This window comes from Streptomyces sp. NBC_01808 (genome assembly GCF_035917395.1).
GTDB lineage: Bacteria > Actinomycetota > Actinomycetes > Streptomycetales > Streptomycetaceae > Streptomyces.
Map to the genome: position 1 here is coordinate 1376491 of NZ_CP109072.1, position 12132 is coordinate 1388622.

The 12132-nt window shown below is 72.8% G+C and carries 11 protein-coding genes; 9 read left to right on the forward strand and 2 right to left on the reverse strand.

The window, feature by feature from the left end; all coding sequences use genetic code 11:
- Positions 1-58 precede the first annotated feature (58 nt).
- Positions 59-1246, forward strand: a complete 1188-nt coding sequence (locus OG946_RS05695; protein ID WP_326795053.1) for a thiolase family protein — start codon at positions 59-61, stop codon at positions 1244-1246.
- A gap of 80 nt (positions 1247-1326) precedes the next feature.
- On the opposite strand, the gene OG946_RS05700 is transcribed toward OG946_RS05695, so the two are convergent.
- Positions 1327-1746, reverse strand: a complete 420-nt coding sequence (locus tag OG946_RS05700; RefSeq protein ID WP_326795054.1) for a hypothetical protein — start codon at positions 1744-1746, stop codon at positions 1327-1329.
- A gap of 102 nt (positions 1747-1848) precedes the next feature.
- On the opposite strand from OG946_RS05700, the gene OG946_RS05705 reads away from it, so the two are divergent.
- The 8 genes from OG946_RS05705 to OG946_RS05740 all read left to right on the forward strand — a co-directional run bounded on the left by OG946_RS05705 (position 1849) and on the right by OG946_RS05740 (position 10657).
- Positions 1849-2772: an LLM class F420-dependent oxidoreductase gene (locus OG946_RS05705; protein WP_326795055.1), complete on the forward strand. Its 924-nt coding sequence runs from the start codon at positions 1849-1851 to the stop codon at positions 2770-2772.
- 68 nt (positions 2773-2840) lie between these two features.
- Positions 2841-3530, forward strand: coding sequence for a nucleotidyltransferase domain-containing protein (locus OG946_RS05710; RefSeq protein ID WP_326795056.1), 690 nt, complete (start codon positions 2841-2843; stop codon positions 3528-3530).
- The gene (locus OG946_RS05715) at positions 3527-3784 is read left to right on the forward strand and encodes a hypothetical protein (protein WP_326795057.1); all 258 of its coding nucleotides are present in this window, start codon (positions 3527-3529) and stop codon (positions 3782-3784) included. The genes OG946_RS05710 and OG946_RS05715 overlap by 4 nt, the downstream gene beginning before the upstream one ends.
- Before the next feature lie 240 nt (positions 3785-4024).
- Positions 4025-5575, forward strand: coding sequence for an ABC transporter substrate-binding protein (locus OG946_RS05720; protein ID WP_442814585.1), 1551 nt, complete (start codon positions 4025-4027; stop codon positions 5573-5575).
- A 60-nt stretch (positions 5576-5635) separates the two neighbouring features.
- Complete coding sequence (locus OG946_RS05725) at positions 5636-6577, forward strand: ABC transporter permease (protein ID WP_442814586.1); 942 nt, start codon at positions 5636-5638, stop codon at positions 6575-6577.
- Positions 6577-8595, forward strand: a complete 2019-nt coding sequence (locus OG946_RS05730) for a dipeptide/oligopeptide/nickel ABC transporter permease/ATP-binding protein (RefSeq protein WP_326795060.1) — start codon at positions 6577-6579, stop codon at positions 8593-8595. The genes OG946_RS05725 and OG946_RS05730 overlap by 1 nt, the downstream gene beginning before the upstream one ends.
- Positions 8592-9731: an ABC transporter ATP-binding protein gene (locus OG946_RS05735; protein WP_326795061.1), complete on the forward strand. Its 1140-nt coding sequence runs from the start codon at positions 8592-8594 to the stop codon at positions 9729-9731. Before OG946_RS05730 ends, OG946_RS05735 begins: the two co-directional genes overlap by 4 nt.
- The gene (locus OG946_RS05740) at positions 9728-10657 is read left to right on the forward strand and encodes a dihydrodipicolinate synthase family protein (RefSeq protein WP_326795062.1); all 930 of its coding nucleotides are present in this window, start codon (positions 9728-9730) and stop codon (positions 10655-10657) included. The genes OG946_RS05735 and OG946_RS05740 overlap by 4 nt, the downstream gene beginning before the upstream one ends.
- Before the next feature lie 130 nt (positions 10658-10787).
- Here the strand turns inward: OG946_RS05740 and OG946_RS05745 are convergent, their stop codons facing one another.
- Entirely contained in the window at positions 10788-12008 is a 1221-nt protein-coding gene (locus OG946_RS05745) for a sialidase family protein (protein WP_326795063.1), read from the reverse strand.
- Positions 12009-12132: the final 124 nt, after the last annotated feature.

Here is a 12132-nt window from a genome sequence, read left to right on the forward strand (position 1 = left end):
CCGGCGCGCGGGCTATAGTCCGAAACTAGCACCGCTAGTTTCGATGGGGAGGCCCGCCGTGCGCACCGTCCACTTCGCCGCCGCCCGCCGCACGCCGATCGGGAAGCTGCGCGGCTCGCTGTCCGCCGTACGCCCCGACGACCTCGCCGCGGGGGTGATCCGCGGGCTCCTCGACGGCGTTCCCGCTTTCGACCCGGCCCGTATCGACGACGTCTACTGGGGCGCCGCCAACCAGGCGGGCGAGGACAACCGCAACGTCGCCCGCATGGCCCTCCTCCTGGCCGGCCTGCCCGAGTCCGTCCCCGGCGCCACCCTCAACCGGCTCTGCGCGTCGGGCCTGGAGGCCGTCACGACCGCCGCCCGCGCCATCGCCGCGGGCGAGGCGGACGTGGTGCTGGCCGGCGGCTCGGAGTCGATGAGCCGCGCGCCGTTCGTGCTGCCCCGGCCGGACGAGGCGCTGCCGCGGGCGATGGCGACGGCCGACACCCGGCTGGGCTGGCGGCTGGTCAACCCGCGGATGCGGGACCTGCACGGGCTGCTCGCGATGGGCGAGACGGCGGAGGAGGTCGCCGGGAAGTACGGGGTGGGGCGGGCGCGGCAGGACGAGTTCGCGCTGCGCAGCCACCGGCGGGCCGCGGCGGCGCGGGCGGCGGGGCACTTCGACGCGGAGCTGCTGCCGGTCGTACGGCCCGACGCCGGCCCGGTGACGGCGGACGAGTGCATCCGGGAGGACACCTCGGCCGGGCAACTGGCGAAGCTGAAGCCGGTGTTCCGGGCGGGCGGCAGCGTGACCGCGGGCAACTCCTCGCCGATGAACGACGGGGCGGCGGCGCTGCTGCTGGTGAGCGAGGAAGCGCTGGCGGAACTGGGCCTGGAATCGCTCGGCCGGTACGCGGCCGGCGCCTCGGCCGGCGTCCACCCCGACGTCATGGGCGTCGGCCCGGTGCCGGCGACGCGCAAGGCGCTGGACCGGCTGGGCTGGTCGGTGGCGGACGTGGAGACGGCCGAGCTGAACGAGGCGTTCGCGGCGCAGTCGCTGGCGTGCGTGGACGAGCTGGGGCTGGACCCGGAGACGGTCAACCCGGACGGCGGGGCCATCGCGCTGGGCCACCCGCTGGGCTGCTCGGGGGCGCGGATCCTGACGACGCTGCTGCACCGGATGGTGCGTACGGGCGCGCGGCGGGGGCTGGCGACGATGTGCGTCGGGGTGGGGCAGGGCTCGGCGGTGCTGGTGGAACGGGCCTGAGGACCGGGCTCGCGCGACGGGCCTGAGGGCGCGGCTCGACTGCCGCGCCTGAAGGCCGGCATGACGGGGTGCCGCAGGTGTTACTCCGGCGCGCCCTTCGCCGCCCAGGTCTCCCACTCCGACGGCGGGTTCCCGAGCACGGCCGCCCGGCGCCGTAACGCCGTCTCCTCGTCGGTGTGCATCGCGTGCGCCAGCCGGTCGGTGCCCTCCCCCGCCTCGGCGAGCGCGCGGATCACCGCGTCCCGCGTGCCCTCGATCCGGGGCGCGATGCGCTCCAGGTCGCGCAGGGCGGCGTACCAGTCGCCCGGGATGGGCGCGGGGCCGCCGGCGTCGCGGGAGTTGACGCCCGTACGGAGCATGCCGAGGGCCCACAGGCAACTGTCGACGATCTCCGCCAGCAGCCGGGCCTCGCGGGTCAGCGCCCTGGTCTCCTCGGGAGTCAGCCGGACCGTGAACTCCAGTCCGTCGTCCCCTTCCGGCGCGCGGTAGACGACCGTCATCCTGACCCCCTAGCGGCAAGCCGGGCAGTGCGGTGACTGCACTCTATGCACCGCCGACGTGCCCCGGGAAGCCGCAGGGCACGGCTGACGCACAATGGCTCCATGGATCTCCGCATCTTCACAGAACCGCAGCAGGGCGCCTCGTACGACACCCTCCTGACCGTGGCCCGCGCCACCGAAGACCTCGGCTTCGACGCCTTCTTCCGCTCCGACCACTATCTGAAGATGGGCGACGTGAGCGGCCTGCCCGGGCCGACGGACGCCTGGGTGACGCTGGCGGGCCTGGCCCGCGAGACCCGCCGGATCCGGCTCGGCACGCTGATGACCGCCGCCACCTTCCGGCTGCCGGGGCCGCTGGCCATCCAGGTGGCGCAGGTGGACCAGATGTCCGGCGGGCGGGTCGAGATGGGCATCGGGGCGGGGTGGTTCGAGGACGAGCACACCGCCTACGGGATCCCGTTCCCGAAGGAGAAGTTCGCCCGGCTGGAGGAGCAGCTCGCGATCGTGACGGGGCTGTGGGGCACCCCGACCGGCGACACCTTCAGCTACTCCGGCACGCACTACGACCTGAAGGACTCCCCCGCGCTGCCGAAGCCGGTGCAGGCGCCGCTGCCGGTGCTGATCGGCGGCATGGGCCCGAAGCGCACCCCGGCGCTGGCCGCCCGCTACGCGGCGGAGTTCAACGTGCCGTTCAGCTCGGCGGAGGACACCGAGCGGCAGTTCGCCCGGGTCCGCGAGGCGGCCGAGGCCGCCGGCCGGGCGCCGTCCGACCTGGTGTACTCCAACGCGCTCGTCGCCTGCGTCGGCAAGGACGACGCGGAGGTGGCGCGCCGGGCGGCGGCCATCGGCAGGCAGGTACCGGAGCTGAAGGAGAACGGCCTGGCCGGCACCCCTGCGGAGGTGGTCGAGAAGCTCGGCCGCTACGGCGCGGCCGGCTCGCAGCGCTTCTACCTCCAGATCCTCGACCTGTCGGACCTGGACCACCTGGAGCTGATCGCGGCCGAGGTGCTGGCGCAGGTGGCGTGACCCGGGGGCGGCGGCCAGGAGCGTAAAACCCCTGGCGGGCGGCGGCGGGGCCCGGCGAGGATGGCCGGGTGGAGCGCGGCGAACTGCTGGTCGAGAAGCACACCATCCTTGCGGTGGTGGCGGGTTCGCGCGCCTTCGGCCTGGCGACGCCGGCGTCCGACACCGACCGGCGCGGGGTGTACGTCGCGCCGACGGAGTGGTTCTGGCGGCTGGAGAAGCCGCCGCCGCACTGGGAGGGGCCGCTGCCCGAGCAGTTCAGCTGGGAGGTGGAGCGCTGCTGCGCGCTCGCGCTCGACGGGAATCCGAACCTGCTCGAAGTGCTCCACTCCCCGCTGGTCGAGCGCTGCACGCCGCTCGGTGCGGAACTGCGCGAGATCAGCCCGGCGTTCCTGTCCCGGCAGGTCCACCGCACGTTCGGCCGCTACGCGTACCGCCAGCTCGCCCGGGCCCGCGCGCGCCGGGAGCGCACCGGCGAGGTGCGGTGGAAGCACGTGGTGCACCTGCTGCGGCTGCTGCTGAGCGGGGAGGCGCTGCTGCGTACGGGTGAGCTGTGCGTCGACGTCGGCCCGCACCGCGAGCGGCTGCTGGCGGTCCGGCGCGGCGAGCTGACCTGGGACGAAGTGACGGCGTGGACCGCGGAGCTGGCCACCCGCCTCGACGGGGCCCTGCCCGCGAGCCCCCTCCCGGAGTCCCCGGACCAGCCCCGCGTCGAGTCCTGGCTCACCTCGGTCCGCCACCGCAACCTCCCCACCCCATGACCACGGCCCCCGGCTCCGCCGCCCCCGACCCCGCCGTCCTCGCCGCGGCCGGGCTCCCCGACCTCACCCCGGCCCTCGCCGGTCCACGCGGACCTGGCCGCGCTCGCCCCGCGGCTGCTCACCCGGAGGCGGACGTACGGGCGCTGCACCGCGCCCTGGACGACGCGCAGGAGCGAACGCCGCTGCCGGACGCGCCGGAAAGGCGCGCGGAGCCGGGGGAGATCGTCGTCGATGCCCGGCTCGGGCGGGGTTGACAGCGCATAACGCTTGCCGCCGACCTCTTGACCCGCCTCCCGGCCAACTTCTATGTTCACCGCCAAGAGGTAGAACGTAGGACCTCCCATCACCCCGCCTTTCCCCGGGACAGGGACAGGCGCGGCGCCATTTCCTGTTTTTCCCCTCCTGGAGGCACCGTGAGCGACGTATCACCAGAGCCGGGCGTCGACCGCCGGCGACTGCTGCAGTACGGCGGGGCGCTGGGCGCCTTCGGCGTCATGGCGCCGGCGCTGGCCGCCTGCTCGGGAGGTCCGGACTCGACCTCGGACACCGGCGGGGGCGGCGGCGGGGACTCCGTCACCGCCGTCATCGGGTACGGCAACGACCAGAGCTGGGACCCCACGCTGACCGCGTCCGCGTTCTCCGTGGCCGCCAACCACCACATCTTCGAGGGGCTGCTGGACACCGACCCCATCACCCGCGAGCCCTACCCCGCGCTGGCGACCGAACTGCCCGCCGACACCGGCGCGGACACCTGGTCGTTCACCCTGCGCTCCGGCGCGACGTGGCACGACGGCAAGCCGGTCACCGCCGACGACGTGGTGTTCACCTTCGACCGGATACTCGACACCAAGACCCAGACCCTCGCTCACGGGTTCTTCGCCGGCTGGCTGAAGGAGGTCAAGAAGACCGGGGACAACACCGTCGACCTGGTGCTCGCCTTTCCCTTCCCGGACGGGCTGTCCCGGCTCACCCTGGCGAAGATCCTGCCCAAGCACATCCTCGGCAAGTCCGGTGCCTGGAAGGACCTCGACACCGGCCTGCCCGAGGTGGCCGTCGGCTCGGGACCGTACAAGATGACGGCCAACCAGCCGCTGTCGAACACCTCCTTCGAGGCGTACGCGGACTACAACGGCCCGCGCAAGGCCAACTTCAAGAAGATGAACTGGCTGTCCATCGTGGACGCCGCCCCCCGGGTCGCGAAGATCTCCGGCGGGAGCGCCGGCGCGCAGATCTCCGACAACATCCCCTACGCCAACGTGAAGCAGTTGGAGCAGGACGGCCTCACCGTCGAGGGCGGGGCCGGCATGAACCACATGTTCCTGCTCTTCAACACCGAGCGGGCGCCCTTCGACGACGTACGCGTGCGCCAGGCGCTGCACTACGCCATCGACACCGACAAGATGATCGAGGCGGGCCTGAAGGGCTACGGCAAGGCCGCCAGTTCCTTCCTCGACGAGGGCAACCCCACGTACCGCAAGGCCAGGACCGTCTACGGCTACGACCCGGACAAGGCCAAGGCGCTGCTGGAGGACGCCGGGGTCAGCGGGCTGAAGGTGACGCTCATGGCGTCGACCGTGAGCTGGATCGCGGACTGCATCCCGACCATCAAGGAGTCCTGGGACGCCATCGGCGTGGAGACCACGCTCGAACCGCAGGAGACCTCCGCCCTCTTCACGAAGCTGGACCAGAAGGCGAACTACCAGGTCGTCGCCTCCGCCTCGAACCCCAACCAGCTCGGCATCGACGCGGATCTGATCCTCCGCTACAACTACACCGCCGAGAACGTCTGGATGGACTACGCCCGCTGGTCCCAGGCGTCCGAGGCCAAGCAGTTGTTCCGGCTCATGGACGCGGCCACGCGCGAGCCGGACCAGGAGAAGAAGAAGCAGATGACGCAGGAGTACCTGGACGTCATCGCGGAGAATGCGGTCATCTACCCCGTGGTCCACACCGAGCTGGTCACCGCCTGGGACGACGGCGAGATCACCGGGATCCAGCCGCAGCCCTACCCCGGCATCAACCTCCTCAAGGCCAAGCCCGCGTAGGGCGGGGCCGTCACGGTCAGTCAAGGCTAGGAGCTCACGTACGTGGCCCAGATCGCCAGGATGCTGCTACGCCGCATCGCCCTGCTCGTCCCGCTGATGCTCGGGATCGTGCTGTTCGTCTTCCTCGTCATGCGCTTCTCGGACATCGACCCGGCGGTGGCGAACTTCCAGGGTGCCAACCCCACCGAGCAGCAGCTCGAGGACTACCGCGAGGAGCACGGGCTCAACGACCCCCTGCCCGTCCGCTACGCCGCCTTCGTCGGCGACCTGCTCAAGGGCGACATGGGGCTCAGCGCGCTCAACGGCCGGCCGGTCATCGACCAGGTGACCACCGCGCTGCCCCTGACCATGCAGCTCACCTTCCTCGGGCTCGCCCTCGCGATAGTGCTGTCGGTGCTCTTCGGGGTCACGGCCGCGATCTACCGCGACCGGATCCCGGACCAGGTGATCCGCATCGTCTCGCTGATCGGCGTCGCAGCGCCCGCCTTCTGGGTGGCGCTGCTGCTGATCCAGTACCTGGCGGTGGACTGGGGGTGGTTCCCCTCCGGGGGTTACGTCAATCCGGGCGACTCCTTCACGGGCTGGCTCAAGACCATGACCCTGCCGGCCATCGCGCTGTCGCTGCACGTCGCCGCGCAGCTCACCCGCATCGTCCGCACCGCGGTGGTGGAGGAGCTGGACAAGGACTACGTGCGCACGGCGATCGGCAGCGGGCTGCCGCCGGTCGTCGTGGTCGGCCGCAACGTGCTGCGCAACGCGCTGGTCAACCCGCTGACGGTGCTCGGCCTCCGGGTGGGCTATCTGCTCGGCGGCGCCGTCGTGATCGAGACGATCTTCTCGCTGCCCGGCATGGGCACGTTGATGATCAACGCGGTGAAGAACGGCGATCCCGCGGTCGTACAGGGCGTGGTGCTGACCGTCGCCGTCGCCTTCGTCGTCGTCAACCTCGTCATCGACATCCTCTATCTGCTGGTCAACCCCCGACTGAGGAGTGCCGCCTGATGCTCGCCACCCTCGGGGGCCGCCAGAAGCTCGCGGAGCGGCTGTCCCGGCCGGGACTGCGGCTCCGCGGGCTCAGCCGGCTGCCCTGGACGTCCCGGATCTCGCTGGGCCTGCTCACCCTGGTGGTCCTGGTCGCGGTGTTCGCGCCGCTGCTCGCCCCGCACGACCCGCTGGACCAGCAGGCGCAGGCCGGCGGCACCGGACACCCGTCCGCCGACCACTGGATGGGGCAGGACAGCCTCGGCCGCGACATCCTCAGCCGGCTGATGTACGGGGCCCGCTGGTCGCTGATCATCGGGCTGGGCGCCACGCTGCTCGCGCTGGTCGCCGGGGCGGTGCTCGGGGCGATCGCCGCCACCTCCCGCAAGGCGGTGGACGAGTTCGTCATGCGCTGCCTGGACATCGTCATGGCGTTCCCGGGAATCGCGCTGGCCGCGGTGCTCGTCGCCGTCTTCGGCGGCAGCATCCCGGTGCTGGTGTGCGCCATCGCGTTCCTGTACGTGCCGCCGATCGCGCGGGTCGTCCGGGCCAACGTGCTGGACCAGTACGGCGAGGACTACGTGACCGCGGAACGGGTCATCGGGGCCCGTACGCCGCACATCATCGTCAAGCACGTCGCCATCAACTGCGCCGCGCCGATCCTGGTGTTCTGCACCGTGCAGGTCGCCGAGGCGATCGTCTTCGAGGCGTCGCTGTCCTTCATCGGCGCGGGCGTCCGCCCGCCGGACCCGTCGTGGGGCAGCGTCATCGCGGACGGCAAGAACATGGTGCTGCTCGGCGGCTGGTGGGCCACGGTCTTCCCGGGCCTGCTGATGCTGCTGACCGTGCTGGCGCTCAACATCCTCTCCGAGGGCATCTCGGACGCCTGGGCGGCGCCCGCCTCCCGGCGGTCGGAGAGCGTGGCGGTCAAGGAGGCCGGCACCGAGGACCGGATCGAGGCCGCCGCGCCCGGCACCGGCAAGGTGCTGGAGCTGCCGGGTCTCGCCGAGGCCGCGCGGCGGCTGCGCGAACGGGCCCGGCCGCTGCCCGGCGGCGAGCCGGTGCTGGCGGTCAGGGACCTGGCCATCGGCTTCGACAAGCGGCACGCGGGCGTGGACATCGTCGACGGCATCAGCTTCGACGTCAGGCCCGGCGAAGTCCTCGGCCTCGTCGGCGAGTCGGGCTGCGGCAAGTCGCTGACGGCGCTGACGGTGATGGGCCTGGAGCCGGCCGGCGCGCGGGTGCGCGGCAGCGTCGTCTTCGACGGCCGGGAGCTGGTCGGCCTGCCGATGCGGGTACGCCGCAAGCTGCTCGGCCACGAGATGGCGATGATCTACCAGGACGCGCTCAGCTCGCTCAACCCGGCGATGACGATCCGCGCCCAGCTCAAGCAGTTGATCCGGCGCGGCGGTACGCGCACCGCGACCGAACTGCTGGAGCTGGTGGGCCTGGACCCGGAGCGTACGCTGCGCAGCTATCCGCACGAGCTGTCCGGCGGGCAGCGGCAGCGGGTGCTCATCGCCATGGCGCTGTCCCGCAACCCGAAGCTCATCGTCGCCGACGAGCCGACCACCGCGCTCGACGTCACGGTCCAGGCGCAGGTCATCGAGCTGCTGCTGCGGCTGCGCGAGGAGCTGGGCTTCGCGCTCATCCTGGTCAGCCACGACCTGGCGCTGATCTCCGACGTCACCGACCGGGTGGTCGTCATGTACGGCGGGCAGATCGTCGAGAACGGCGTGACCGCCGACCTGGTCGAGGCGCCCTCCCACCACTACACCCGCGGGCTGCTGGGCTCGGTGCTGTCGCTGGAGTCGGCCCAGGAACGGCTGACGCAGATCCGCGGCGTCGTGCCCTCGCCCGCCGACTTCCCGGCCGGCTGCCGGTTCGCCGACCGCTGTCCGATGGCGAGCGGCGCGTGTCTGGACACCGCGCCCGAACTGGTCGGCGAGGAACGCAAGCACGAGGTGGCGTGCCACCACCCGGCGGTCGAGCCGGCGGTCGCCGCCGCGGGCGAGGCGGAGAAGGAGGCGCTGCGATGAGCGCGAAGGACAACGGCGGCCCGGGGCCGATCGGCGACCTGGCCAGCGAGCCCCTGGTCGAGGGCGACGGGCTGGTCGGGGGCGGCGGAGCGCCGCCGGCGCTGATCACCGTACGGGACGCGCACGTGGTCCACCGGGCCCGCACCGGCGGCCTGTTCGCCCGCGACCGGGTGTACGCGCTGACCGGCGCGGACCTGGCCATCGCGGCGGGCGAGACGGTCGGCGTGGTCGGCGAGTCCGGCTGCGGCAAGTCGACGCTGGCGAAGGTGCTGGTCGGGGTGGAGGAACCGACGGCCGGCACGGTGGAGTTCCGGGGCCGCGACATCTGGAAGATGGACGGCGGCGAGCGGCGTACGGCCATCGGCACCGGCGCGGGCATGATCTTCCAGGACCCGTCGACCGCCCTCAACCGGCGGCTGCCGATCCGGCAGATCCTCCGCGACCCGCTCGACGTGCACCGCCGCGGCACGGCCGCCCAGCGCACGGAGCGGGTCCGGGAGCTGATGGGGCTCGTCGGCCTGCCGCCGGTGCTCGCGGACGCGCTGCCGGGCCAGTTGTCCGGCGGCCAGCGGCAGCGGGTGGCCATCGCCCGCGCCCTGGCGCTGGAGCCGGACCTGGTGGTGGCCGACGAGCCGACGTCAGCGCTGGACGTGTCCGTACGCGCGCAGATCCTCAACCTGCTGCTGGATCTGAAGGAGCGGCTGAACCTGGCGCTCGTGTTCATCTCGCACGACATCCAGACGGTGCGGCGGATGAGCGACCGCGTCATCACCATGTACCTGGGCAGGATCGTGGAGGAGGCGCCGGCCGTCGCGCTGGGCTCCGGCGGCGACTCCCCGGCGGAGCACAGCACGGACACCGCCCGGCACCCCTACACGCGGGCGCTGTTCTCGGCGACGCCGGGGCTCCTCGACCCCATCGACCCGATCCCGCTCGTGGGCCCCGTGCCGTCGGCGACCCGGCCGCCGAGCGGCTGCCCGTTCCGTACCCGGTGCTGGAAGGCCACGGCGGAGTGCGCCGCGGCCATGCCGGAGGTCACGCAGGCGGCGCGGTCCCACCGGTTCCGCTGCCACCATCCGGTGGCCGCCGAAGAGAGCACCCGTGATCTCGTGATCCAAGCGAAGGAGAGCGCATGACCCGTCCCACCCACCTGACCGGCGTCGTACCGCCCGTCTGCACCCCCCTGACGCCGGACGCCGAGGTGGACACCGCCTCGCTGATCAGGCTGGTGGACTTCCTCGTGGCGGGGGGCGTCGACGGGCTCTTCGTGCTCGGCTCGTCCTCCGAGGCCGCCTACCTCAGGGACGAGCAGCGCAGGGCCGTGGTGGACACGGTGGTACGGCACGTCGGCGGCCAACTGCCCGTGCTCGCCGGCGCGATCGACATGACGACACCGCGTGTGCTCGACCACGCCCGCAGCGCGCTCGACGCCGGCGCGGACGCGCTCGTCGTCACCGCGCCGTTCTACACCCGCACCCACCCGGCGGAGATCGACCGGCACTACCGCGAGGTGGCCGGCCGCACCGGCGCGCCGGTCTACGCCTACGACCTGCCGGCGTCGGTGCACACCAAGCTCGGCCACGACCTGGTGCTCCAACTCGCCGCCGACGGGGTGCTGGCCGGGCTGAAGGACTCCAGCGGCGACGAGACGGGGCTGCGCCGCGTCATCGTCGGCGTCCGGGACAAGGTCGCGGGCTTCTCCGCGCTGACGGGCTCCGAGACGATGGTGGACAGCGCGCTGGCGATGGGCGCCCACGGCGTCGTCCCTGGCCTGGGCAACGTCGACCCGCACGGCTACGTGCGGCTGTACCGCAGCGCGCGGGAGGGCGACTGGGAGTCGGCCAGGACCGAACAGGAGCGGCTGCTCGCGCTCTTCGGGATGGTCAGGAGCGGCGACCCGGCGCGGATGGGCATGAGCTCGTCGGCGCTCGGGGCGTTCAAGGCGGCCCTGCATCTGCGCGGGGTCATCGACTGCCCGGCGACGATGCTGCCGCAGATCCCGCTGGACGCCGAGGAGGTACGGCGGGTGGAGAAGCACCTCGCCGCGGCGGGGCTGCGCTGACGGGGCTCCGGCACCGTACGCCGGCGGGAGGGGCGGGCCAGGCGATGGCCCGGCGCCCTCCCGCCGGTTTTCGGCTCCCGCCGGCGGCGACCGGCCGGCCGTCAGGCACCGCCGGTCGCCGCCGGGGGCGTCAGCCGCCGAGGTTCCCCAGGTCCAGGCGGCGGAACTCGATGGTCTCGTACGACCCGGCCACGCCCGTCTCATACAGGACCCCGACCGTCTGGCCGTTGACCTGCACCAGGTCCGAGTACGCCGCGGGCTGCTGCGACAGCGTCGTCACCTTGGTGAAGTTGCGCCCCGCGTCGTCGCTGCGCCAGACCGCCATCTTCTCCCGCTTGGCGGGGTTCGAGGGCCCGGAGAAGAGCAGCGGCGCGTGCCGGCCCGCGGGCTGCAGCACGCTCGCCTGGACGACCGGCACCTCGTTGAGGTCGGGCTGCACCCGGTACGGCCGGTCGAGGGTCGCGCCGCCGTCGCTGGAGTAGGCGTCGAGGCGGTTGCCGGGAGCGGTGCCGTTCTGGTCGCGGGTGCTGAAGTACAGGCGGCCGTCGGGCAGTTCCGCGGCGATGTTCTCGTTGCTGTTGATCTCGCCCTCGTACTCGTCGTCGACGAAGCCCATCTTCCAGGTGCGGCCGCCGTCATCGCTGTAGATGGCGTGGGCGCCGTAGTACCTGGCCTCCTGCCCGGTGTCCGCGGAGCCGGCCGGCGGGGCGGTGGAGTGGTTCGACGGGATGACGAGCCGGCCGGCGTTCGGGCCCTGCTTGAGGGCGACGGCGTGGCCGGGGCCGGTCGCGTACCAGCGCCACTGCGGCAGCTTGACGTCGGCGGTGATCTCCCGCGGCTCGTCGAAGGTGCGGCCGTCGTCGGTGGAGCGCTGCACGAAGACCCGCCGGCTCTGCTCGGCGGTGACCTCGCCGCGCATGATCTGCGCCTCGGTGACCTTGCCGCTGTTGTACGAGGTGACGAGCACCAGGTCGCCGGTCTCCGGGTCGACGACGGGCGCCGGGTTGCCGCGGGTGTCGCCGCCGCCCGCGGCGACGACGGACATCGGGCCCCAGGCGCAGCCGCCGTCCTCGGAGCGGCGGACGACGACGTCGATGTTGCCGGTGTCCCCGGCACCGCCGACGCGGCCCTCGGCGAAGGCGAGGAGGGAGCCGCCGCGGGTCTTCACGGTGGCGGGGATCCGGTACGTGTCGTATCCGCCCTCGCCGGATCTGTAGGGGACGGAGGACGTGCAGCGGGCCTTGCCGGACGCCGTGGCCCCGGCGTCGGCCGCCGCCGTGCCGGGGCCCGCGGCCAGGGTGCCGAGGAGGGCGGTCGCGGAAAGGAAGAGGAGGCTGGTCGAGGTGCGCATGCGGCGACTCCGAAGTCATGGGACGTAGGAGGTGGGATGTCCGATCGCAAAACGTAGAGGGCGCGGCGGCCCGAGGCAAGACCCCGGACGCCGGGAAAGATCGCACCAACGTGCGGGCGCCCAG

Coding starts and splice junctions, on each gene's coding strand:
- OG946_RS05700 (WP_326795054.1), bottom strand. CDS start 1,746: ATGACGGTCGTCTACCGCGCGCCGGAAGGGGACGACGGACTGGAGTTC.
- OG946_RS05705 (WP_326795055.1), top strand. CDS start 1,849: ATGGATCTCCGCATCTTCACAGAACCGCAGCAGGGCGCCTCGTACGAC.
- OG946_RS05715 (WP_326795057.1), top strand. CDS start 3,527: ATGACCACGGCCCCCGGCTCCGCCGCCCCCGACCCCGCCGTCCTCGCC.
- OG946_RS05720 (WP_442814585.1), top strand. CDS start 4,025: ATGGCGCCGGCGCTGGCCGCCTGCTCGGGAGGTCCGGACTCGACCTCG.
- OG946_RS05725 (WP_442814586.1), top strand. CDS start 5,636: ATGCTGCTACGCCGCATCGCCCTGCTCGTCCCGCTGATGCTCGGGATC.
- OG946_RS05730 (WP_326795060.1), top strand. CDS start 6,577: ATGCTCGCCACCCTCGGGGGCCGCCAGAAGCTCGCGGAGCGGCTGTCC.
- OG946_RS05735 (WP_326795061.1), top strand. CDS start 8,592: ATGAGCGCGAAGGACAACGGCGGCCCGGGGCCGATCGGCGACCTGGCC.
- OG946_RS05740 (WP_326795062.1), top strand. CDS start 9,728: ATGACCCGTCCCACCCACCTGACCGGCGTCGTACCGCCCGTCTGCACC.
- OG946_RS05745 (WP_326795063.1), bottom strand. CDS start 12,008: ATGCGCACCTCGACCAGCCTCCTCTTCCTTTCCGCGACCGCCCTCCTC.